Source organism: Gammaproteobacteria bacterium (assembly GCA_033720895.1).
Classification (GTDB): domain Bacteria; phylum Pseudomonadota; class Gammaproteobacteria; order Natronospirales; family JAJUFS01; genus JAWWBS01.
In genome coordinates this window covers 1-22461 of the sequence record JAWWBS010000012.1, presented here as the reverse complement: position 1 = coordinate 22461, position 22461 = coordinate 1, and the positions used below count along the sequence as shown (strand labels likewise).

At 62.3% G+C, this 22461-nt stretch carries 20 protein-coding genes; 10 read left to right on the top strand and 10 right to left on the bottom strand.

Going from position 1 to position 22461, the window contains the following annotated elements; genetic code table 11:
* From ribD to R3217_03410, 4 genes are all read right to left on the bottom strand, one after another.
* Positions 1-1125: a bifunctional diaminohydroxyphosphoribosylaminopyrimidine deaminase/5-amino-6-(5-phosphoribosylamino)uracil reductase RibD gene (gene ribD / locus R3217_03425; protein ID MDX1454484.1), complete on the bottom strand. Its 1125-nt coding sequence runs from the start codon at positions 1123-1125 to the stop codon at positions 1-3.
* A gap of 30 nt (positions 1126-1155) precedes the next feature.
* A complete protein-coding gene (gene nrdR, locus R3217_03420; protein ID MDX1454483.1) occupies positions 1156-1662 on the bottom strand; it encodes a transcriptional regulator NrdR in 507 nt (168 codons plus the stop codon).
* A gap of 14 nt (positions 1663-1676) precedes the next feature.
* On the bottom strand, positions 1677-2951 hold the full coding sequence (glyA, locus tag R3217_03415) for a serine hydroxymethyltransferase (protein ID MDX1454482.1): 1275 nt from the start codon (positions 2949-2951) through the stop codon (positions 1677-1679).
* Positions 2952-3156: 205 nt separating this feature from the next.
* Positions 3157-4125: an acetoin utilization protein AcuC gene (locus R3217_03410; protein ID MDX1454481.1), complete on the bottom strand. Its 969-nt coding sequence runs from the start codon at positions 4123-4125 to the stop codon at positions 3157-3159.
* A 116-nt stretch (positions 4126-4241) separates the two neighbouring features.
* On the opposite strand from R3217_03410, the gene R3217_03405 reads away from it, so the two are divergent.
* The 5 genes from R3217_03405 to R3217_03385 all read left to right on the top strand — a co-directional run bounded on the left by R3217_03405 (position 4242) and on the right by R3217_03385 (position 9764).
* Positions 4242-4733: an ATP-dependent zinc protease gene (locus R3217_03405; protein ID MDX1454480.1), complete on the top strand. Its 492-nt coding sequence runs from the start codon at positions 4242-4244 to the stop codon at positions 4731-4733.
* 37 nt (positions 4734-4770) lie between these two features.
* Positions 4771-5679, top strand: a complete 909-nt coding sequence (rimK, locus tag R3217_03400) for a 30S ribosomal protein S6--L-glutamate ligase (protein MDX1454479.1) — start codon at positions 4771-4773, stop codon at positions 5677-5679.
* The gene (locus tag R3217_03395) at positions 5679-6737 is read left to right on the top strand and encodes a succinylglutamate desuccinylase/aspartoacylase family protein (GenBank protein MDX1454478.1); all 1059 of its coding nucleotides are present in this window, start codon (positions 5679-5681) and stop codon (positions 6735-6737) included. Before rimK ends, R3217_03395 begins: the two co-directional genes overlap by 1 nt.
* A gap of 99 nt (positions 6738-6836) precedes the next feature.
* Complete coding sequence (gene ettA / locus R3217_03390) at positions 6837-8507, top strand: energy-dependent translational throttle protein EttA (protein MDX1454477.1); 1671 nt, start codon at positions 6837-6839, stop codon at positions 8505-8507.
* Positions 8508-8666: 159 nt separating this feature from the next.
* Positions 8667-9764 (top strand): M23 family metallopeptidase, encoded by a 1098-nt coding sequence (locus tag R3217_03385; GenBank protein ID MDX1454476.1) that lies wholly within the window; start codon positions 8667-8669, stop codon positions 9762-9764.
* Between the two features lie 6 nt (positions 9765-9770).
* Here R3217_03385 and R3217_03380 read toward each other — a convergent pair whose 3' ends face one another.
* Positions 9771-10508, bottom strand: coding sequence for an FAD-binding oxidoreductase (locus R3217_03380; GenBank protein ID MDX1454475.1), 738 nt, complete (start codon positions 10506-10508; stop codon positions 9771-9773).
* Between the two features lie 162 nt (positions 10509-10670).
* On the opposite strand from R3217_03380, the gene R3217_03375 reads away from it, so the two are divergent.
* Positions 10671-11327 (top strand): hypothetical protein, encoded by a 657-nt coding sequence (locus tag R3217_03375; GenBank protein MDX1454474.1) that lies wholly within the window; start codon positions 10671-10673, stop codon positions 11325-11327.
* 60 nt (positions 11328-11387) lie between these two features.
* On the opposite strand, the gene R3217_03370 is transcribed toward R3217_03375, so the two are convergent.
* Together R3217_03370 and hutF are read right to left on the bottom strand one after the other, a co-directional pair.
* Positions 11388-12191 carry an N-formylglutamate amidohydrolase gene (locus tag R3217_03370; GenBank protein ID MDX1454473.1) on the bottom strand — a complete coding sequence of 268 codons (804 nt, stop codon included), beginning with the start codon at positions 12189-12191 and terminating at the stop codon, positions 11388-11390.
* 24 nt (positions 12192-12215) lie between these two features.
* Positions 12216-13583 (bottom strand): formimidoylglutamate deiminase, encoded by a 1368-nt coding sequence (gene hutF, locus R3217_03365; GenBank protein ID MDX1454472.1) that lies wholly within the window; start codon positions 13581-13583, stop codon positions 12216-12218.
* Between the two features lie 66 nt (positions 13584-13649).
* On the opposite strand from hutF, the gene hutI reads away from it, so the two are divergent.
* The 4 genes from hutI (at position 13650) to R3217_03345 (ending at position 18294) form a co-directional block, all read left to right on the top strand.
* Positions 13650-14834: an imidazolonepropionase gene (gene hutI / locus R3217_03360; protein MDX1454471.1), complete on the top strand. Its 1185-nt coding sequence runs from the start codon at positions 13650-13652 to the stop codon at positions 14832-14834.
* The gene (gene hutH, locus R3217_03355; protein ID MDX1454470.1) at positions 14831-16327 is read left to right on the top strand and encodes a histidine ammonia-lyase; all 1497 of its coding nucleotides are present in this window, start codon (positions 14831-14833) and stop codon (positions 16325-16327) included. Before hutI ends, hutH begins: the two co-directional genes overlap by 4 nt.
* Complete coding sequence (locus tag R3217_03350; protein MDX1454469.1) at positions 16327-17277, top strand: rhodanese-related sulfurtransferase; 951 nt, start codon at positions 16327-16329, stop codon at positions 17275-17277. The genes hutH and R3217_03350 overlap by 1 nt, the downstream gene beginning before the upstream one ends.
* Positions 17278-17415: 138 nt before the next feature.
* Positions 17416-18294 (top strand): DUF4382 domain-containing protein, encoded by an 879-nt coding sequence (locus R3217_03345; GenBank protein ID MDX1454468.1) that lies wholly within the window; start codon positions 17416-17418, stop codon positions 18292-18294.
* A 69-nt stretch (positions 18295-18363) separates the two neighbouring features.
* On the opposite strand, the gene R3217_03340 is transcribed toward R3217_03345, so the two are convergent.
* From R3217_03340 to purL, 3 genes are all read right to left on the bottom strand, one after another.
* Positions 18364-18630, bottom strand: a complete 267-nt coding sequence (locus R3217_03340; GenBank protein MDX1454467.1) for a DksA/TraR family C4-type zinc finger protein — start codon at positions 18628-18630, stop codon at positions 18364-18366.
* A gap of 3 nt (positions 18631-18633) precedes the next feature.
* Positions 18634-20310 carry a urocanate hydratase gene (gene hutU, locus R3217_03335; GenBank protein MDX1454466.1) on the bottom strand — a complete coding sequence of 559 codons (1677 nt, stop codon included), beginning with the start codon at positions 20308-20310 and terminating at the stop codon, positions 18634-18636.
* Positions 20311-20328: 18 nt separating this feature from the next.
* Positions 20329-22461: phosphoribosylformylglycinamidine synthase (gene purL, locus R3217_03330; protein MDX1454465.1), on the bottom strand; the 2133-nt coding region annotated here is incomplete at its 5' end.

Here is a 22461-nt window from a genome sequence, read left to right as displayed (position 1 = left end):
CTACTCCTTTTCCTGCATGACGCGTGAAGCCGGACGCATCATCATGCGCAGGTCGCCACCGACCTGGCTGACATCATCCACCGCAAAGCGCAGGCGGTCGGCAAGCGCATCGAGCCCGGGCAGCACCGCCAGCGGCTTCGCCGCATCACCCAGGAACACCGGGGCCTGGTACAACACCACTTCGTCGACGAGGTCGGCCGTCAACAAGGCGCCACCCAGCGTCGCACCCGCTTCGACCCACAGCTCGTTGTGTTCCAGTTCCGCCAGCCGGCTCATCAGCGTCGGCAGGTCGACGCGGCCATTGGCATCCGCCTTGAGGATTTCCACTTCCGCACCGGCCGCTTCCAGCGCACTGCGTTTCTGCGCGTCGTCTTCGACGGCGAAAATGCGCACCTTGGTATCGAGTGCGAGCACTTCCGCATCGACTGGCGTACGCAGGGTCGAATCCAGGATCAGGCGCTCTGGCTGGCGCGGCACGTCGTCGAGGCGCACATTCAGGCGCGGATTGTCGGCCAGAACGGTTTCGACACCCGTCAGGATGCCGCTGGCTGCGGAGCGCCAGTGCTGCACGTCGGCGCGTGCCACCTCGCCGGTGATCCATTTCGATTCACCCGAGGCCATGGCCGTGCGGCCATCGAGACTCGCCGCGATCTTCAACCGCGTCAGCGGACGGCCTTCGGTCATGCGCTTGATGAAGCCCGGGTTCAGCTTGCGTGCCTCGGCTTCCATCAGGCCGACCTCGACTTCCACGCCGGCACCGCGCAGTGCGTCGATGCCCTTGCCGGCCACCTTCGGGTTCGGGTCCTGCATGGCAATGACCACACGCGCCACACCCGCATCCAGCAGGGCCTTGGTACACGGCCCGGTCCTGCCCTGGTGGGCGCAGGGCTCGAGTGTCACGTAAGCAGTCGCACCCCGAGCTGCATCGCGCGCTTCTTCCAGCGCGACGATTTCCGCATGCGGGCCACCGGCCTTTTCATGCCAGCCCTCGGCGACCTGCGCACCATCCTTCGCCAGCACGCAGCCGACGCGAGGATTGGGATGGGTGCTCATGACACCGCGCACGGCCAGGCGAATGGCCTGCACCATGCATTCGTTATCGAATGTGTCGAAACGGTCCGACATGTTGCTCCCGGATTATCTTGAGAATGTGACTCAGCTGTCGTCGCCGAGCAGCGAGATCTGTTTCTTGCGGATGGCTTCCCGCAGCGGCTCGTTCTCCAGTCGCTCGATTTCCTCGCGGAAGGCGTTCACGTCCTGGAAGCTGCGATAGACCGAGGCAAAACGCACGTAGGCCACCTGGTCGAGTTCGCGAAGTTCGTCCATCACCCACTCGCCCACCTGCCGGGATTTCACTTCCCGCTCGCCGGTGGAACGCAGCTTGTGGGTGATGCGTGCCAGCGCCGCTTCCACCGCCTCGGTGCTGACGGGACGTTTTTCCAGCGCCCGCATCAGGCCGGTCTGCAGTTTCTGTTCGTCGTAAGGCTGGCGCGTGCCATCACCCTTGATGATGCGCGGCATGACGAGTTCCGCGGATTCGAAGGTCGTGAAGCGTTCGCCGCAGTCCGTGCATTCACGCCGGCGGCGCACCTGCATGCCCTCGCTGGCCAGCCGCGAGTCGATGACCTTGGTCTCCTCGTGGCTGCAGAAAGGGCAATACATGGATCAGGTTCCGTTCAGACCGAGAACTGCATGTGTTCCGGGTAGACCGGGAACTTCTTGCACAGCGCCTTGACCGCTTCGCGGGTCTCGGCGATGACTTTCTCGTCGCCCTTGCTGTCGATGACATCGGCAATCCAGCTCGAGATCTGCTCGAACTCGGCCTTGCCGAAGCCGCGGGTCGTGCCCGCCGGCGTGCCAATGCGCAGACCGGAGGTGACGAACGGCGATTGCGGGTCGTTCGGCACGGTGTTCTTGTTGACCGTGATGTAGGCATCACCCAACCACGCATCCGCATCCTTGCCGGTGATGCCCTTGTCGACCAGGTCGATCAGGAACAGGTGATTGTCCGTACCGCCACAGACGATCTTGTATCCGCGATCCTGCAAGGTCGCGACCATGGCGCGCGCATTGGCAACCACCTGTTGCTGGTATTCCTTGAAGCCCGGCTCCAGCGCTTCCTTGAACGCCACGGCCTTGGCCGCGATGACGTGCATGAGCGGACCGCCCTGCGTGCCCGGGAATACCAGCGAATTCAGTTTCTTTTCGATCTCGGCGTTCTCGCGCGCCAGGATGATGCCACCGCGCGGACCGCGCAGGGTCTTGTGGGTGGTCGAGGTCACGACATCGGCATGCGGCACCGGGTTCGGGTATTCGCCCGCCGCAATCAGGCCCGACACGTGCGCCATGTCGACAACCAGGTAGGCACCGACTTCCTTGGCAATCGCGGCGAACTTCTCCCAGTCCATGACGCGGGAATAAGCGGAGAAACCGGCCACGATGACTTTCGGCTTGTGCTCGCGAGCGAGCGCGGCAATTTCCTCGTAATCCAGCTCGCCGGTTTCCGGGTTGATGCCGTACTGCACGGCATTGAAAATCTTGCCGGAGAAATTCGGCTTGGCGCCATGGGTCAGGTGACCACCATGGTCCAGGCTCATGCCCATCAGGGTGTCGCCCGGCGACATCAGCGCCAGGAACACCGCGGCATTCGCCTGCGAGCCGGAGTGCGGCTGGACGTTGGCGTAGTGCGCGCCGTAAAGCTGCTTGACGCGCTCGCGCGCCAGTTCTTCGGCAACGTCGACGAATTCACAGCCACCGTAGTAGCGCTTGCCCGGGTAACCCTCGGCGTACTTGTTGGTCATGACCCCGCCCTGGGCTTCCAGCACGCGCGGCGAAGCGTAGTTCTCGGAAGCAATCAGCTCGATGTGCTCTTCCTGGCGCTGGCGCTCGTTCTGCATCGCGCCGAAAAGCTCGTCATCGAATCCCTGGATGGTCATGTCCTGGCTGTACATGCTGGCTGGCTCCCTTGTTGAAGGCCTTGTTGAGAATATGGCGCTGTGGCGCGGCCCGCTGCACCGCACAGGGCTGGCGAGCGAGGCCGAAATTGTAACGTAAGCACGGGGTAAGGCCCACACCAAAGCGGGTCAATTTGCAGCGGAAAGGCGCATGTTTGCTGGCTTTTGCCGCTTTTCGTCGGAGCTGATGCCTGGCCTGCCCTCAGCCGGCGGCAGCGGCCTTTCGGCTGGCGGCCAGCATCGCAGCGACCACCTCGTTCCAGGCCGCGGCGAGATTGGCCCGGTTGTAGCCGCCTCCGCCCAGCCCGAGGATCCGGCCGGGGCAATGTTTCGCCGCCAGTGCCATCAGCTCGCGGGCGGCAAAGCCATGGTCCGCGGGCTCGAAGGCCAGCTGGGTGATCGGATCGCCGGCCACGGAATCCGCCCCGCACTGGAAAATGATGAAATCGGGCGCCGCCTTTTCCATGAATGGCGCGGCTTCGGCCCAGGCCGCCCGAAAGGCTGCCGAGTCGGCCCCGGCCGGTAATGGCAGGTTCAGCTTGGTGCCCTCGGCCTCGCCCGTGCCGCGCTCGTGGGCATGTCCGGTGCCGGGATAGAGCGTGGCCGCTTCCTGGTGGGTATCGACGATCCAGACATCGGGATCGTCTTCATAGGCATAGAAAACACCGTCGCCATGGTGGGCGTCGATGTCGACGTACAGGATGCGCTTCAGGCCGTAGTGGCTACGCAGTTTCTCGATCACCACGCCGATGTCGCTCAGGGCGCAGAAGCCGGCGGCATGGTCACGACCGGCATGGTGCAAGCCACCGATGGGGAGGAAGGCCGCCGCCAGCGAACCTTCGACCAGCATCTCGGCGGCCCGCAAGGCGGCACCGACGACGGCATGGGCCGCAGCCGGGATATGGGAAAGGGCCGGCGTATCGCCCATGTCGAGGTAGCCCCCGTCACGGGCACAACGGTCTCGCAGGAAATCCAGGTAGTCACCACCGTGGAACAGTTCCACGTCCAGCCGATTGGCCGGGTGCGCGGGCAACATCAGGACGTCTCGATCCAGTCCCCGCGCCTTGAACTCGGCCAGGAAGGCATCCTGGCGATCAGGCCCGAAGGGATGATCGTCACCGAAACCATAGGCGGCGGTGTCCTTGCTGCAGAAAATGGCGACATGTTCCATGCCCGTATCCTAATAAGATGTGTTGAAGACAGCCAGCGGGCAGCCCTGTGACAGCACGGTACGGATGGTATGCTGCTTGTTCATGCTTTTCAGAGCGCACCATCTCAGGAGGTCGGGTGAGCAGGAACAAACGGATTGCCGTGGGCTGGCGCGAGTGGCTGGCCCTGCCCGAGCTGGGCATCGACCGCATCAAGGCAAAAATCGACACCGGCGCGAGAACCTCCGCATTGCACGCCTTCGACCTCGAGTTCCTTCCGCCGCGCGACGGCAAGGACTGGGTGCGTTTCGGCATGCACCCCGTGCAAGGCGACACCGACACGGTACTCTACTGCGAAGCCGAGGTGATCGATCGCCGGCAGGTCACCGACTCCGGCGGTCACCAGGAAGAGCGTCCCGTCATCAAGACCTTGCTCAAACTGGGTGATGACGAATGGCCCATCGAGCTGACCCTGACCGGCCGCGACAACATGCGCTTTCGCATGCTGCTGGGCCGTACCGCGATGCGCGGCCGCCTGAATGTGCGGCCTGACAAGTCATTCATGACGCGGCCCTCGCTGAGCGAAGACGATGCCGCCAATGAAGCCGACAACATGCTGGAAGAAGATTAAAACCAAGAACTGAAAGGTATTCACCATGGCCAACGAACTGAAAATCGCGATCCTGTCGCGCAACAAGAAACTCTACTCGACGCGCCGCCTGATCGAAGCCATCGAGTCACGTGGCCACTACGCGCGCGTGATCGATCCGCTGCGCTGCTACATGAACATTGCCGCGCACAAGCCCGAGATCCACTATCGCGGCGAGAAGCTCGAATCCTTCGACGCGGTGATCCCTCGCATTGGCGCGTCCATCACCTTCTACGGTACTGCCGTGCTGCGCCAGTTCGAGATGATGGGCGTGTTCCCGCTGAACGAATCGGTGGCGATTTCCCGCTCGCGCGACAAGCTGCGCTCCATGCAGTTGATGTCGCGCAAGGGCATCGGCCTGCCGGTCTCCGGGTTTGCCCACAGCCCGGACGATACCAAGGACCTGCTGAACCTGGTCGGTGGCAACCCGGTGGTGCTGAAGCTGCTGGAAGGCACCCAGGGCATGGGTGTGGTGCTGGCGGAAACCCGCAAGGCCGCAGAATCCGTCATCGATGCCTTCCGCGCCCTGAAGAGCCACTTCCTGGTGCAGGAATTCATCAAGGAAGCCGGCGGCAGCGACCTGCGCTGCCTCGTCGTCGGTGACAAGGTTGTCGCGGCCATGCAGCGCACCGCCGCTTCTGGCGAGTTTCGTTCCAACCTGCATCGTGGCGGCAGCGCCCAGCTGGTCAAGATCACGCCCGAAGAACGCGCCGTCGCCAAGCGCGCCGCCAAGACCATGGGACTGAATGTCTGTGGTGTCGACCTGATGCGTTCCGCCCACGGTCCGGTGGTGCTGGAAGTGAATTCCTCGCCCGGTCTCGAAGGCATCGAAGGTGCAACCGGCAAGGATGTCGCCGGCCTGATCACCAAGTTCATCGAAGAACACGGCAAGAAAGGCAAGACTCGCACCAAGGGAAGCCGCGGCTAATGGTCAAGCGCCATCGCAACACGACGTTCCAGATCGAAGGCAACAGCATCGCACCGGGCGAGCGCGCCAGTTTCAACCTGCCGCTGTCCACGCACTACACCAACGCACCGGTCGAAGTGCCATTCCGGGTCATCAATGGTCGCCAGGCCGGTCCGACCCTGTTCATCTCGGCAGCCGTGCACGGCGACGAACTGAATGGCATCGAGATCATCCGTCGACTGATGGCGACCCCTGCCCTGCGCCGCATGAAAGGCGCGCTGCTGGCAGCGCCGATGCTCAACGTGCTGGGCGTGATGCACAAATCGCGCTACCTGCCGGACCGTCGCGACCTGAACCGGGCCTTTCCCGGCTCGCCAGAGGGCAGCATGGCATCGCGACTGGCCAATCTCTTTACCGAGCATGTCCTGAGCCGGGCGCAATACGGTATCGACCTGCATACCGCGGCGATTCACCGCGATAACTTTCCGCAGATCCGTGCCGACCTCGATGACGAGGAGACGTTCGAACTCGCCAAGGCCTTTGGCGCACCCGTGATGCTGAACGCCGGCACGCCGCTGGGCTCCTTGCGTGGCGCCGCGGTCGAACGAGGCGTCAAGGTCATGGTGTACGAGGCGGGTGAGGCATTGCGCTACGACGACACGGCGATACGTGCCGGCGTGAACGGCATTCTCGGCGTGATGCGCGCACTGGGCATGCTGCCGCCTTCGCGCTCCAAGAAGAAAAAACACGAACCGATGGTGGCGCGCTCCTCAAGCTGGGTGCGCGCCAATGCTTCCGGCATGCTCCGACCGCTGGCGGCGCTCGGTTCGGCGGTCAAGCGCGGCCAGTTGCTGGGTCGCATCACCACCCCGTTCCGCGATGACGAAATCGACGTCAAGGCGCCATTTGGCGGCATTATCATCGGCCGCACGAACATTCCGCTGATCCACGAGGGCGAGGCCATGTTCCACATCGCCCGCTTCGAAAAGCCGGGCGAGCTCGACGAGCGCCTGGAAAACCTCAAGTCCACCTTCGCCGACGACGACCCGCTGACGACGTCCGAGCCGCCCATCGTCTGACGGCAGTCCAGCCAAGTTGGCTGATCCGCCTTGGAATCCCGGCCCTCAGGCCTGATAATCCGCGGCTTGAACCTCATTTGAAGCCAGACGGAGCATTCCATGGCGCAATACGTCTACACCATGAACCGCGTGGGCAAGGTCGTGCCTCCCAAGAAGCACATCCTGCGCGACATTTCCCTGTCCTTTTTCCCCGGTGCCAAGATCGGCGTGCTGGGCCTGAACGGCGCGGGCAAGTCCACCCTGCTGCGCATCATGGCGGGCATCGACACGGACATCGAAGGCGAAGCCCGTCCGCAGCCCGGCATCAACATCGGTTACCTGCCACAGGAGCCGCAGCTGGACGAAACCAAGGACGTGCGCGGCAATGTCGAAGAAGCCATGTCGGAAATGCTGGACGCGCAAAAGGAACTCGAAGCGGTCTACGCCGCCTATGCCGAACCCGATGCGGATTTCGACGAACTGGCCAAGAAGCAGGCCCAGCTCGAGAACAAGTTGCAGGCCGAGGGCGGCCACAACATCGAGCACCAGCTGGAAGTCGCGGCCGAAGCGCTGCGCCTGCCGCCCTGGGATGCCGATGTGACCAAGCTCTCCGGCGGTGAGCGCCGCCGCGTGGCGCTGTGCAAACTCCTGCTCTCGCGTCCCGACATGTTGCTGCTGGACGAGCCGACCAACCACCTCGACGCCGAGTCCGTCGCCTGGCTGGAACGCTTCCTCGAGGAATACCCGGGCACCGTCGTGGCGGTGACCCATGATCGCTACTTCCTCGACAACGTCGCCGGCTGGATTCTCGAGCTCGACCGCGGCCACGGCATTCCTTACGAAGGCAACTATTCCTCCTGGCTGGAACAGAAGGAAAAGCGCCTGGAACAGGAAGAGAAAGCCGAGACCGCGCATCGCAAGGCCATGAAGGAAGAGCTGGAGTGGGTGCGCCAGAACCCCAAGGGCCGCCAGGCCAAGTCCAAGGCGCGTGTCCAGCGCTACGAGGAACTGGCGTCCAAGGACTTCCAGAAGCGCAACGAAACCCAGGAACTCTACATCCCGCCAGGCCCGCGCCTCGGCGACCTGGTGGTCGAAGCCAAGGGCGTGAAGAAATCCTTTGGCGACCGGCTCCTTTATGAAGACCTGAATTTCTTCCTGCCGCCGGGCGGCATTGTCGGCGTCATCGGCCCCAACGGTGCCGGTAAGACGACCCTGTTCCGCATGATCACTGGCGAGGAAAAGCCGGATGAAGGCGAGCTGCGTATCGGCGAGACCGTCGAGCTGGCCTACGTCGACCAGTCGCGCGACGCGCTGGATGGCAAGAAGACGGTCTGGGAAGAAATCTCCGAAGGCCAGGACATCATCCAGGTCGGCAGTTACGAAACCCCGTCGCGTGCTTACGTGGGTCGCTTCAACTTCAAGGGCCAGGACCAGCAGAAGCGCATCGGCGACCTCTCGGGTGGCGAGCGCAATCGCGTGCATCTCGCCAAGCTGCTGCGTTCCGGCGGCAACCTGTTGCTGCTTGACGAGCCGACCAACGACCTCGACGTGGAAACCCTGCGTGCACTGGAGGAAGCCTTGCTGACCTTCGCCGGGTGTGCCGTGGTCATCTCCCATGACCGCTGGTTCCTGGATCGCACCGCGACCCACATCCTCGCCTTCGAGGGCGATTCGCAGGTGGTCTGGTACGAGGGCAACTACCAGGACTACGAGGAAGACCGCAAGCGTCGCCTCGGCGCCGAGGCCGACCAGCCGCATCGCATCAAGTACCGCAAGTTGAGCACTGGCTGATCAGCGGCTGCGACTCGCGTCAACGAAACCCCTGCTCTTGCAGGGGTTTTTTCTTGCCGCAATCCTTCCCTGCCTTTCGTTCTCAGTGGTTCTCCCGATTCTGCAGGGACCCATTACGTCGAAAATCGGCGCATTACTTCTGCTTACGGAGAACTGCGCATGCGTTTCCTGATTGCCTCGCTGGCCCTGTCACTGCTCGCCTCGATCACAGCCTGCAACTCCGGTGATTCCCGCGCCGACCCTGGCAGCGATCCTGAGAATCCTGGCGGCAGCGCTGTCGATTTCGGCAACACCCTGGTGGCCCCCGGCACCTGGCCGATCAGCGCATCGAGCACCCCGGACTGCATCCAGGATGGCTTCGGTCATCGGGAACTGGGCGGGAAGGACGATTTCCATCCGGGCGTGGACACCTGTGACGACAATCCGACCGACGTCGACGCCATCGCTGGCAATGACAACGATGATGAATCCGGATTTCCCATCCATGCGATCGCCGATGGGGTGATCAGCAAGGTCAGGACCTGGGACCCTCGCTGGGACGTCGACCCGAGCGCGTGCCCGAGCTTCTGCCGCCAGGGCAACTACCTGCTGGTCGAGCACCCGGTGCTGTCGGATGCATTCGGCGGGACCGTACAGACGCTCTACATGCACCTGTCCCAGGGGAGCATGGGATTTTCGGAAGCCGATGTCGGCAGCGCCATCACACGGGGTACCGTGCTGGGTCATGTCGGTCGCAGCGGCCAGGGTATCAACACGACCCACCTGCATTTCGGCCTGCTGGTCGGCAGCCACGCCGGGCAACAGAACAGGGAGAACTTTGCCAACCCCCTGCACCTGCTGCCCTATCCGAAATCCTCGGCAGCGGCCGTCGTGCTGTCCCGCGAAACCGATGCCAGCGTGTTCGATACCGGCGAGTGTCCGGCAAGCGAATCGGCAAACGACTTCCCGGTGCTGCGTGTCGCGCTGTCCATGGAATCGCCCGCGCTGGATCTAGGTCGACTGGAAGTCACGCCGAGCGGCTCCGACGAGACGATCGTCGTCGATCTCGTGGAACGCATCGGGGTGGGATCGGGGAATGTCGATGACTTTCAGCAGGGCTGCGTGGCAGTCGAAGTCGAGCCGTTCAACGAATCCATCCAGACCTACAACATCGCCTTCTTGCTGGGCGGCAACTGGGACAGGCAGACAGCCTTCGATGTCACCGTGATCGACATCCGTGGCAACGCCGTCAGGCAGGCACTGTCAAGCGGAAACTGACCACGATCAATTGGACGAGACGTACTTCTCCCGCCTCACATTGGCAATCGGAAAATCGAGTTCGCCACAAAATTCCGCAGCGGCATCGATCATGCCGGGATTGCCGCAGAGATAGACGACATCATGCCCCGGATCCAGCTGGATCTCTTCCAGGTGTTCCTGCACGTAACCCTTCCGATCGTTCGCGCCGGGCGCCTCCGGCATCGCCCGGCTGTAACAGGGGAAAAAGCGGAAGTTGTCGAATTCGGACTGCATGGCCGCGAAGTCTTCGCCATACAGCAGCTCCGCCGGGTTGCGCACACCCAGGTACAGGTCGACGGAAACCTTCGGGTCCGTGAGACGACGTCGCAGTTCCGGCAGGAAAGCGCGGTACGGCGTGACACCGGTACCGGTCGCCAGCAATACATAACGGCAATGCCCATCATCCTTCAACACGAACCGACCCGCCGGCCCGATCGCTTCCACGGCATCGCCGGGTTCCATCGCGAACAATCGCGTCGTTGCACGCCCGCCTTCGACGTGGGAAATGGCCAGCCTTGTCGTGTCATCGCCGCTCTCGGGGACCGTCGCTATGCTGTACGAACGTCGCAACAGCTTCTCGTCGGTCGGCAGCATGAGGGAGACAAACTGGCCAGGCTCGAACGGCAGGGGCTCGCCATCACGGCGCACGAAGGCCAGCTCTTTTACGCGAGGAGTGATCATCCTGGCGCTTTGCAGGACAAGTTCGAACTTCTTAACGGCCATGTTTCATCCCGGAATGTGGATTGCCAGCGGGGTCGCCAATTCTGCCACAGTCCGATGAGCTGTTCGATCGAGCGGTGCGAACGGCAGGAGAATTGCCTGCATGCGGGGCGCCTGAGGCCGTATACTGCGAAGTGACGAATCCACATCCAGACGGGGGTTAGCATGAAGTTCAGCAATCTCATCATGATAACGGGCCTGGCCGCATTGGCGCTGCCTGCCCAGGCAGCAGACATCGGCGTCGGCGCACGGGTCAGCACGCTGGGCATGACCTATGAAGCCAAGTTCGCCCTGACCGACCATTTCGCCTTGCGTGGTGGCATCAACCAGTACGATACGGATTACGAGGAAACCCAGGACGACATCACCTACGATTTCGATGCCGAATTCGACAGCACCCACCTGTTCCTTGATTACCACCCGTTTGCCGGGATGTTCCGCATCACGGGTGGCATCGTCGACAACGACTCGACGTTTATCGGCACGGGCACGTCGTCCGGCACCTACACCCTGAACGGCGTGTCCTACACCGGCGCGGAAGTCGGTACGCTGTCGGCTGGCTTCGGGCTGCAGGAGCAAGGCACCTACCTGGGCGTCGGCTGGGCAAGCGCGCCAAAGAGCTCGGGGCTCGGCTTCTCGGTGGATGTCGGCGTGGTGCTGCAGGACGGACCGCAGGCGCAGATCGTGTCCACCGGTGGCCTGCTGTCCAGCGATCCGACATTCCAGTCCAACGTGGACGCAGAAATCGCAGAGTTGAACCAGGACCTCGAGGAATTCGACACCTATCCGGTGGTGTCGATCGGTATCAGCTACACCTTCTGAACCGGCCGCTCGGCCGGGCCACGAAAAAAGACCGCCTCCGGGCGGTCTTTTTGCTGCTGTTCACCGGATCTTCCGGCTCGCCTCTGTCGCGAGACTGCCAAGAATGCCTTCCAGCATGTGCCTGGCCTTGCCGAAACGCTCGTCGTCCAGCGCAGCCCCGGGCTCGTTCTCGTCCATGTAGACTCGCTGGCACATCTCGATCTGCAGGGCATCGACGTCATCGCGTCGGCCGTAGGTATCGGTGATGTAACCACCCTTGTAGGGATTGTTGCGGACCACCTTCAGGCCCGCCGCTTCCATCAATTCATGCGTGCAGTCGATCAGCCAGTCAGCGCAGCTGTCTCCATCTCGATTGCCGAGATAGATCTCGTACTCGAGCTCGGGATGCACCTCGCTGGCCTTCGAGGCCACGCTGTGAAGATCCAGCAGGACACAGTGCCCGAACCTGGCCGCCGTCTCGTCCAGCAGTGCGTTCAACGCCTCGTGATAGGGAACATGGACCTGCGCCTTCCATTGATCGATTTCCTGCCGGGCCGGGTAGCTGTCCCAGATCACGTCTCCCCAGAACGTGCGTTCCGCGACGATGCCGGTCTCGAAACGCCCCGGATAAAGCGCTCGCGGCTCGGGCGGTCGATTCAGGTCGCAGAGAAAACGCGACCAGGTGGCGTGAATGCTGGTAACTCCCAGGCTCGGCAGAAAATCGTACAGGTGATGCAGGTGCCAGTCCGTCATCGGCAGGCTGCGGATATGATCACTTGTCCAGCGCTCCGGAATGCCATCAGGCACGTAGGTCCCGGTATGCGGAATGCTGCAAACCACCGGAATCGCATCAACCACCGGTTGGCGAATTTCAAACGCTCGCATCGTGTACCTCGTCTAGCGTCAAGTTCAAAGTGTGCCGAGCAACTGCTGCACGGTCGCCGCAAATTCGTCTGGCACCAAGGTCGGCATGATTTTCCGACCACCCACCCAGACGCCAACCACGTCGCGGCTGCTGCCGTTTACCAGCAACGCATCGACCATGGTCCTCGCAACATGTCCGGTAACGCCATGGGAACGCTCGTCAATGGCGATGATGTCGGCGAGGCGCCCTGCCTCCAGGCGGCCGGATTTCAAGCCGCTCGCTCGTGCACCTGCTTCCGCACAGTGTCGGTAGAGGCTGGTAAAGCCGTGTTCGTCAGCCAGCTGTGCACGCGCCTGGTTCTTCAAGCGCTGGCCGTATTCGAGCAGGCGCAATTCTTCGAAAACATCGATGCGGGCATTGGAATCGGAGCCAATCGCCAGCTCACCGCCCTGGCGGCCGAACCCCGTGGCATCGAACAGGCCATCGCCCAGGTAGGCTTCCGTCAGCGGACAGATGACCACTCGTGCACCGGCATCGAGCATCCGCTGTCGCTCGCCTGCATCGGCGTGCGTCGCGTGAACCAGGTTCCAGTGCTCGTCCAGCGTGATGGTGTCCGCCAGCAGGTTGATGGGGGTCTTGCCATGCGTGTCCCGGCAGTCAGTCACCTCGCGCTGCTGCTCCGCGATGTGAATGTGAATGGCCGCGTCGTCACCCAGGATCTGCCGCGAGCCGGCAACCAGCTCCTCCAGCAAAGACGGTGGCACTGCACGCAGGGAATGCGGGGCGATGCCGGCAGAGCGGATCGACACGGCTTCGACCATGGCGAGATAATCATCAACGCTCTCGAAAACGAATCGACGCTGCTCCGCGAGCGGTGCCTGCCCCCCACCTGGACCCGCACCCGCAGCCGCAAAGCCGGCGGTGAAATAGGCGACTGGCAGCAGACACAGGCGAATACCGGCATCCTCTGCAGCCTGGATAATCGCGTCTGCCATGGCCATGCTGTGCGTGCCATCGGGCAGATGGTGCAGGTAATGGAACTCTGCAACCGAAGTGAAACCGGCGGCCAGCATCTCGCCGTACGCCTGGCGCGCAATGACATGGAGCTGCTCTGGCGTGACATGCAGTGCCAGGCGGTACATGGCCTCTCGCCAGGACCAGAAGGAATCCTCGCCCCGTCGCGCCTCGCCGAAGCCGGCCAGCGCCCGCTGGAAGACATGACTATGGGCATTGGGCATGCCTGGCAGGGCCAGGTAGCCATCCCATTTCACGGCGCTCCGCTCGGCCGCCGGGATGGGGCGGATTTCCTGGATTACCCCCTGGCCATCCACATGCAGCTGCCGGTCAGGTAAGATGCCGTCCGGCGCCAGAATGTGCTGGAAATTCAGTATGCTGGCGGTCTGCTCGTTCATGGGCCGAAGTTTGGCAGAAAGCCGGGGCGGCGGCCATGTGCGGCGAATAATTAATCCGGGGCAAGCATGTACGACCTGATCATTCACAACGCTCGTGTTCACGGCATGACGGAGGGATCCGGCATTGCACAGACAGCAACGTCGCTCGCCATAAAGGACGGGCGCATTGCCGCGCTGGATGTCGCCGCGAGCAGCGATTCGGCCGAGCACGTCGACGCCCGTGATGCGGTCATCCTGCCGGGCTTCATCGACTGCCACACGCATGCCGTTTTTGCCGGCAACCGCATGCACGAACACAGCTTGAAGCTCGGCGGTGCGAGCTACGAGGAGATAGCCCGAGCTGGCGGCGGTATCGCCTCGACCGTGGCTGCCGTGCAGGCGGCCGATGCAAAGACACTGGCTGCAGAGTCCCTGCCCCGGCTCGATGCCCTGCTTCGCGAGGGCGTGACCACGATCGAGATCAAGTCGGGATACGGCCTGGCGACAGAGCATGAGCTCAAGATGCTGGAAGCCGTCGAATTGCTGCGCGGCAAGACGCCGCAGCTGCTGGTCAGCACCTTCCTGGGCGCGCATGCCATACCGAAGGACAGGAACAAGCAGGATTACCTGGACGAAGTCATCAACGACATGCTCCCGCTTGTCGCCGAACGCCAGCTGGCCGAAGCGGTCGACATCTTTGTCGAGAACATCGCCTTCGACCGCGCGGACCTCGAGCGCCTGTTCGATGCTGCACAGAAGCTCGGATTCAAGCTCAAAGCCCATACCGACCAGCTTTCGAACATGGGTGGCACCGCGGCAGCAGCCAGTTACAAGGCGCTGTCCTGCGAACACCTCGAATACACGGACCTGGCAGACATCAAGGCCATGGCGGCGGCGGGCAGTGTCGCCGTGCTGCTGCCGGGTGCTTTCTATTTCCTGAAGGAAACCCGCAAGCCGCCGATCGAGGGATTTCGCGAGGCGGGTGTGCCTTTCGCCGTCGCCACCGACCTGAATCCCGGCTCCTCGCCGGTTGCCAGCCTGCTGACGGCCATGCACATGAGCGCGATACTGTTCGGGTTGACGGTCGAGGAAGCACTGCTGGGTGTGACCCGGAACGCTGCCCGGGCACTGGGACGCGACGACATAGGCAGCCTGGACATCGGCATGCGCGCGGACCTGACCCTGTGGAATATCGGGCAACCTGAATTTCTTCTCTACCAGCTTGGCGGCCTGACGCCGACGCGGATCTACATCGAAGGACAAGAGCAATGAGCAACACCCTCACGATCGACGGCCAGTCACTGACCATGGATGCCCTGCGGGAATGGGAGAAGAATCCGTGCCCTGTTGCATTGAGTGACACGGCTCGAGCCAGGATGGCCGCCAACCAGGCCGAGGTCGAGAAGGTCATCAATGCCGACCAGGCCAGCTATGGCATCAATACCGGCTTTGGCGCGTTTGCCAAGCAACGCATTTCCGCCGACAAGGTAATCGAGCTGCAGTACAACCTGGTGCGTTCGCATGCCTGCGGCGTCGGCGATGCCCTGCCGGCCGAAGTGACCCGGCGTCTCATGTTGCTGAAAGCCAATTCCCTGGCTGTCGGTCATTCCGGCATACGGCCGGAAGTGGTCGATGTGCTGCTGGCTCTCCTGAATGCCGACGTATTGCCCATCATCCCGGAACGCGGTTCCGTCGGCGCCTCCGGCGACCTCGCGCCGCTGGCACACCTGGCGCTGGCCCTGATTGGCGAAGGCGAAGCGATCACTTCGGAACACAACTTCCTCGAGGGTGAAGCCGTGCTCGAGGCAGCAGGCTGTCACTCGGTGGAACTTGCTGCCAAGGAGGGGCTTGCCCTGCTGAACGGCACACAGCTGTCCGCTGCGCTTGCCATCGAGGGACTGTTCAAAGGCAGGCTCCTGCTGGAAACCGCCATCAGGGCAGGCGCGATGTCCGTGGAAGGACTGGCGGGATCCTATGCCCCCTTCGATTCGCGCGTCCAGGACGTGCGCCGCATGCCCGGCCAGATAAAAGTCGGCGAGAGATTTCGCTCGCTGCTGACCGGCAGCGACATCCATGATTCGCATGCCGGCTGCGACCGCGTGCAGGATCCCTATGCCCTGCGCTGCATGCCGCAGGTGTTCGGCGGCGTGCAGGACACGCTTGATCACTGCGAGCGCATTCTCGAATGCGAGCTGAACAGCGTCTCCGACAATCCGCTGGTGTTCGACGGCGAAGTGATCTCGGCCGGCAACTTCCACGCAGAGCCGCTGGCCTTCCTGTCGGACTTCATGGCGATCGCGCTGGCCGAGCTTGGCAGCATGTCGGAACGTCGCACGGACCTGCTGGTTCGCAAGGTCAACCCGCGTCTCGAAATGTTCCTGACCGCAACGCCGGGCCTGGAGTCCGGTTACATGATCGCCCACGTCACTGCTGCAGCGCTGGCATCGGAGAACAAGACACTGGCCCACCCGGCCTCCGTCGATTCCATTCCGACCTCGGCCGGCCAGGAGGATCACGTCTCCATGGCGCCATGGGCGGGCCACAAGCTCGAGCGGTTGTGCGCCAACATCGCCAACATCCTTGCCATCGAACTGATGGCGGCCAGCGTGGCTGTCGACCAGATGGCGCCGCTGAAGACAACCGGGCCGTTGCAGAAGGTGCACGCCGCCGTGCGCGAGATTGTCGAGCCACATGCCGGCGATCGCCGGATGGACCAGGACATCCATGCCCTGGCCGCCGGCCTGGACAGCATCGCCGCAGCCTGATGAATGCGGGCCAGGACATCGTCGTCGCAGCGCTCTACAAGTTCGCGGCGCTGCCGGATTGCCGGGAATGGCAGCAACGCCTGCAGGAATTGTGCGAGCAACATGGCATCAAGGGCACGCTGCTGCTGGCCGAAGAAGGCATCAACGGCACGATTGCCGGAACCCGGGAAGCCATCGATGCAGTGAAGGCCTTGCTCGAAAGCGACAAGCGCTTCGACGGTACCGAGTACAAGGAATCCTTTGCCGACGAGCAGCCCTTCCACCGCCTCAAGGTTCGAATCAAGAAGGAAATTGTCACACTCGGTGTCGAGGGCATCGATCCGACCTGCACGGTCGGGACCTACGTCCCTCCTCGCGAGTGGAATGACTTGATAAGCGATCCGGACGTCCTGCTGATCGACACCCGTAACGATTACGAGGTCGCGATCGGCAGGTTCAAGGGCGCCATCGACCCGCATACGGAATCCTTCCGCGACCTGCCCCGCTGGGTCGCAGAGCAGCAACTTGTGGAGAAGAAGCCCAGGGTCGCGATGTACTGCACCGGGGGCATTCGCTGTGAAAAGTCCACGGCCTACCTGAAGTCACTGGGACTGGAAGAGGTGTTTCACCTGCAAGGCGGAATCCTGAAATACCTGGAAGAAATTCCGGCCGAGGAGTCGCTTTGGGAAGGTGCCTGTTTCGTGTTCGACGAACGAGTTGCCGTCACGCATGGTCTTGAAATTACCGACCACGAACTCTGTCGCGCCTGCCGTCGACCACTGTCGGCAAGCGAAAGGGCGTCGAACCACTTTGAGCCCGGTGTCAGCTGCCCCCATTGCATCGACGAGTTCGATGACAGGCAGCGCGCGGGATTTCGGGAACGCTGGCGCCAGGAACAGCTGGCAAAAGCGCGTGGCGAAAAGCATGTCGGCAACACCCAGCCCGCCTCCTTCAATCGACAGGAAAAGTGAATTTCGCGCCTGACGCAGGCGTGAAACACGCCTGACTTGACGATAATTGCCCTATCTCTCCGAACTGTGATTGATATCAACGCAATGCCACGTGGAAAGGACTATTGTCAGTCCTGAATTCACACGGAGGTATCAGCAATGAAACCATCCAGACTCGCACGACTTTCCCTGGCCATCATGACCACGGCCGCCCTGGCTGCATGCAACGGCGGTGGAAGCAAGAGCGGTCAGATTTCCATGGCGGTAACTGACGCACCGGTCGATGATGCCAAGTCGGTGGTCGTTGAATTCACAGGTGTCGAATTGATGGGTCCTGGCGGACGCACCACCTTCGAATTCGACGAAGCCAAGACCATCGACCTGATGGACCTGCAGGGCAGCCTGTCGGAACCATTGATCGAGGACGAGACCGTTCCTGCCGGCGAGTACCAGTGGGCACGCCTGATGGTCAATGCACAGCCAGCCACCATCGATTCCTACATTGTCCTCAAGGACGAGTCGCAGCATTCGCTGTACATTCCTTCGGGTGACGAGACAGGCCTCAAGATGAATACCGGCTTCACGGTCGGTGCTGGATCGACCGCCAATTTCACCGTCGATTTCGACCTTCGCAAGTCTGTCACGCTGCCGATGAACGGCAACATGGACTATGTGCTCCGCCCGACACTGCGCCTGGTCGACAATCTTGAAGTCGGCACGATTGCAGGCACGGTCGATGCAGGCCGGGTTACCGAAAGCTGCGCGCCCGCCGTGTATCTCTTCGCCGGTGCCGATGTGACGCCGGATGACGAAGATGCCAACGAGCCGAACCCGTTGACCTCGGCAATGCCGGCATTGAACACCGAATCGGGTGGATACGACTATGAAATCGGCTTCGTCCCGGCCGGCGAGCACACGATCACGTTTACCTGTGAAGCCGATGCCGACCAGGCCGACAGTGACGACAGCATCACCTTCAGCGATACCCAGAACGTGACTGTAGTCGCCGAAGAGACCACGACGGTCGACTTCAACTGATCGTCCGTTCGAGTCGATGAAAAAAGCCCGCCTGTCGGCGGGCTTTTTCCTGCCTGAACGCTTCACGGCTCAACGAAGCTGGCTGTCCTTGCTGCCACGACGATTGTAGAGACTCGACGCCTTGTCCTGCTCGTCGTGTTCGGACTGGCAATTGATACAGAGCCGGACACCAGGCACGGCCTTGCGGCGTGCCTCTGGTATCTCCTTGTCGCATTCCTCGCAATGCTTCAGGCTCTCGCCCTGCGGCAACTTGCTGCGAACGCGATCCAGCGCGTCATTGACGGTCGCATCGATCTGCTCCGTCACGGCGTCGTCTTTTGCCCAGCCACCGGCCATGACTCAGCCCTTCTTTCCTGTAACCAGGGGCATGTCGAGACCACGTTCCTTGGCGATATCGATGGCATGCTGGTAACCGGCGTCCGCATGGCGCATCACCCCGGTACCCGGATCGTTCACCAGCACGCGCGACAGCTGCTGCTCGGCACGCTCGCTGCCATCGGCCACGATTACCACGCCGGAATGCAAGGAGTAACCCATGCCGACACCGCCGCCATGGTGGAAGCTGACCCAGCTGGCTCCACCTGCCGTGTTCAGCATGGCATTCAGGATCGGCCAGTCGGCCACGGCATCGGAACCATCCTTCATGCCCTCGGTCTCGCGGTTCGGCGAGGCGACGGAGCCCGAATCGAGGTGATCGCGCCCGATCACGATCGGCGCCTTCAGCTCGCCATTCTTCACCATCTCGTTGAACGCCAGGCCCAGCAGGTGGCGTTCCTTGTAGCCCAGCCAGCATATGCGTGACGGCAGGCCCTGGAACTGGATACGCTCGCGCGCCTTGTCCAGCCAGGTGTGCAGCTTCTCGTTATCCGGGAAGAGCTCACGAGCCTTGGCGTCGGTCTTGTAGATGTCCTCCGGGTCGCCGGAAAGCGCGCACCAGCGGAACGGCCCCACACCCTTGCAGAACAGCGGTCGGATGTAGAGCGGTACGAAACCCTTGAAATCGAAGGCATTGTCGACGCCGGCGTCCTGCGCCATGGCGCGAATGTTGTTGCCATAATCGAAGGTCGGCTTGCCAGCCGCCTGCAGGGCCAGCATGGCGCGAACCTGCTGCGCCATCGAATCCTTCGACAGCTTTACGTATTTTTTCGGATCGGCCTCACGCAGCTTGGCCGCGTCTTCCAGCGAGTAGCCCACCGGGATGTAACCGTTCAGCGGGTCGTGCGCCGAGGTCTGGTCGGTGACCATGTCCGGCAGCCGATCGCTCTTGCTGATCTGCTCGAAAATTTCCGCCGCATTGCCCAGCAGGCCGATGGAGATCGCTTCGCCATTTTCCATCGCCTCGTCGAGCATGGCGTAGGCTTCTTCAAGCGAGGTCGCCTTGCGGTCGACGTAACCCGTTTCCAGGCGCTTGTCGATGCGTGTCTCGTCCACTTCTACAGCTATGCAGCACAGGCCGGCGAATACCGCTGCCAGCGGCTGCGCACCACCCATGCCGCCGAGGCCGCCGGTGAGCAACCACTTGCCGGAGGCGTCACCGTTGTAATGCTGGCGCACCGCTTCGGCAAAGGTTTCGTAAGTGCCCTGCACGATGCCCTGGGACCCGATGTATATCCAGGACCCGGCCGTCATCTGGCCGTACATCATCAGGCCCTTCTTATCGAGCTCGAAGAAGTGATCCCAGTTCGCCCACTCGCCGACCAGGTTGGAATTCGCGATCAACACGCGCGGCGCGGTCTCGAAGGTCTTGAACACGCCGACCGGCTTGCCCGACTGGACCAGCATGGTCTCGTCGTTTTCCAGGCGCTTCAGCGTTTCGACAATGGCATCGAAGGATTCCCAGTCACGTGCCGCGCGGCCGATACCACCGTACACCACCAGTTCCTTCGGCTTCTCTGCCACAGCCGGATCGAGGTTGTTGTGCAGCATCCTGAGTGCCGCCTCCTGCACCCAGCCCTTGCAGCTCAGCTCCGGCCCCGTCGGTGCATGCAGCTCCACGTCTCTGAATCGTGTCGACATCTTGGTCCCCTGAATCTCTTATCCAACCCATTTGCGGGCGTTATAGAAAATCCTCATCCAGGGCGAATCTTCGCCCCATTCCGCCGGACGCCAGCTCATGTTTACCGAACGGTGCACGCGTTCCGGATGCGGCATGGTAATGGTGATGCGACCGTCGGCGTTGGTCATGCCGGTCATGCCGAGCGGCGAACCGTTCGGGTTCTCCGGGTAATGCTCGGTTGCAGCATGATGATTATCCACGAATCGCATGGCCAGCTGGCCGTTGCCGGCAACGGCATCACGATCCGCATCGGAAGCAAACACCGCGCGGCCTTCGCCATGGGCGACAGCAACAGGCAGGACCGACCCTTCCATGCCCTGCAGGAAGATCGATTTCGATTTCACGATTTCCACCAGGCTGCTTCGACCTTCGTACTGCTCGGACCGGTTGCGAAGGTAGCGCGGCCAGTGCTCGGTGCCGGGAATGAGTTCCTTCAGGGTCGACAGCATCTGGCAGCCATTGCATATGCCGAGCGCAAACCGGTCCTGCTCGGCAAAGAAGGCCTCGAACGCGTCGCGCGCCCTGCTGTTGAAAAGAATCGACTTTGCCCAGCCCTCGCCCGCGCCCAGCACGTCACCATAGGAGAAGCCACCGCAGGCGACGAAGCCCTTGAAGTCACCCAGTGCAACGCGGCCTTCGAGAAGGTCGCTCATGTGCACGTCGTGCGACTCGAAGCCGGCACGATGGAAGGCATGCGCCATTTCGACATGCGAATTCACACCCTGCTCGCGCAGGATGGCAACCGCTGGCTTTGTTCCGACAATTGCCGGCGCGCCCAGGTTGTCGCTGCTGTCGAAGCTGAGTTTCGCACTCATGCCGGGATTCTTTGCATCCAGCTTGGATTCGTATTCCTGCTCGGCGCATTCCGGGTTGTCGCGCAGCTTCTGCATGTCGCGCGAGACTTCCGACCAGGCGCCGAGGAATTCTTCCAGCGCGCCTTCGACCCTCAGGTCGCCGGCCGCGATGTTCAGCTTGCGGTCCGCATTGACAGTACCGATGTCATGCAGGCAATCACCCAGGCCGGCTTCGGAAAACGCTTGCCGTACCGCCTCGACATCCTTTGCTGCAACCTGCATGACGCCACCCAGCTCTTCACTGAACAGCGCAGCAAGTCCCCCGCCACTGGCGCCGGCCGGCAACACCGCGTCGATACCAACGCGCGCGGCGAAGGCCATCTCGGCCAATGTGACGAATGCGCCGCCATCGGAGCGGTCATGCCAGGCCAGCACGCGGTCTTCACGCTTGATGCGCGTCATCACCTCGAAGAACGCCTTCAGTTCCGATGCAGCGATATCCGCGGTCTCCGTGCCTGTCGCGTTGAAGACCTGCGCCAGGCAGGAACCGCCGAGGCGATCCTGGCCCTTGCCGAGATCCACCAGCAACAGGCGGGTGTCGGTATCGTTCTCGAGTTCCGGCGTCAGGGTGCGACGCACATCGGCTACCGGGGCGAAGCCGGAAATGATCAGTGACAGTGGTGCAACCACGGCCTTGTCTTCGCCGCCCTCCTGCCAGGCCGTCTTCATCGACAGCGAATCCTTGCCGACAGGAATGGTGATACCCAGTTCCGAGCAAAGCTCCTGGCCGACGGCTTTCACCGTGTCGAACAGGTTGGCGTCTTCACCCTCATGGCCAGCCGCAGCCATCCAGTTTGCGGACAAGCGAACCTTGCGAATGTCATCGATGTCGGCCGCGATGATATTGGTCAGCGCCTCGCCTACGGCAAGACGACCCGAGGCCGGCGCATTCAGCACCGCCACCGGCGTGCGTTCGCCCATTGCCATCGCCTCACCGGCATTGGTGTCGAAACCGGCCGTGGTCACCGCGACATCGGCCACCGGCACCTGCCAGGGACCGACGTACTGGTCGCGCGAAATCATGCCACCCACGGAACGGTCACCAATCGAAATCAGGAAGCCCTTGTCGGCGATGGTCGGCAGGCGCAGCAGACGCAGTGCGGCTTCCTTGGCATCGATATCGGCTGGCAGCTCGATCGGCGCCGGTTCGCGATGCGTGACATCACGCAACATTTTCGGTGGTTTGCCGAGCAGCACATCCATTGGCATGTCGACAGCATGGTTCTTGAACACCGGGTCTTCGACCTTCAGATCGCG

Bases quoted from the DNA above. Each gene is read 5' to 3' on its own strand.
- glyA (MDX1454482.1), bottom strand. From the start codon at position 2,951: ATGTACAGCCAGGACATGACCATCCAGGGATTCGATGACGAGCTTTTC.
- R3217_03380 (MDX1454475.1), bottom strand. From the start codon at position 10,508: ATGGCCGTTAAGAAGTTCGAACTTGTCCTGCAAAGCGCCAGGATGATC.
- ettA (MDX1454477.1), top strand. From the start codon at position 6,837: ATGGCGCAATACGTCTACACCATGAACCGCGTGGGCAAGGTCGTGCCT.
- ribD (MDX1454484.1), bottom strand. From the start codon at position 1,125: ATGTCGGACCGTTTCGACACATTCGATAACGAATGCATGGTGCAGGCC.
- R3217_03385 (MDX1454476.1), top strand. From the start codon at position 8,667: ATGCGTTTCCTGATTGCCTCGCTGGCCCTGTCACTGCTCGCCTCGATC.
- R3217_03340 (MDX1454467.1), bottom strand. From the start codon at position 18,630: ATGGCCGGTGGCTGGGCAAAAGACGACGCCGTGACGGAGCAGATCGAT.
- hutF (MDX1454472.1), bottom strand. From the start codon at position 13,583: ATGAACGAGCAGACCGCCAGCATACTGAATTTCCAGCACATTCTGGCG.
- R3217_03410 (MDX1454481.1), bottom strand. From the start codon at position 4,125: ATGGAACATGTCGCCATTTTCTGCAGCAAGGACACCGCCGCCTATGGT.
- R3217_03395 (MDX1454478.1), top strand. From the start codon at position 5,679: ATGGTCAAGCGCCATCGCAACACGACGTTCCAGATCGAAGGCAACAGC.
- hutU (MDX1454466.1), bottom strand. From the start codon at position 20,310: ATGTCGACACGATTCAGAGACGTGGAGCTGCATGCACCGACGGGGCCG.
- R3217_03350 (MDX1454469.1), top strand. From the start codon at position 16,327: ATGAATGCGGGCCAGGACATCGTCGTCGCAGCGCTCTACAAGTTCGCG.
- R3217_03370 (MDX1454473.1), bottom strand. From the start codon at position 12,191: ATGCGAGCGTTTGAAATTCGCCAACCGGTGGTTGATGCGATTCCGGTG.
- hutH (MDX1454470.1), top strand. From the start codon at position 14,831: ATGAGCAACACCCTCACGATCGACGGCCAGTCACTGACCATGGATGCC.
- nrdR (MDX1454483.1), bottom strand. From the start codon at position 1,662: ATGTATTGCCCTTTCTGCAGCCACGAGGAGACCAAGGTCATCGACTCG.
- R3217_03345 (MDX1454468.1), top strand. From the start codon at position 17,416: ATGAAACCATCCAGACTCGCACGACTTTCCCTGGCCATCATGACCACG.
- hutI (MDX1454471.1), top strand. From the start codon at position 13,650: ATGTACGACCTGATCATTCACAACGCTCGTGTTCACGGCATGACGGAG.
- R3217_03375 (MDX1454474.1), top strand. From the start codon at position 10,671: ATGAAGTTCAGCAATCTCATCATGATAACGGGCCTGGCCGCATTGGCG.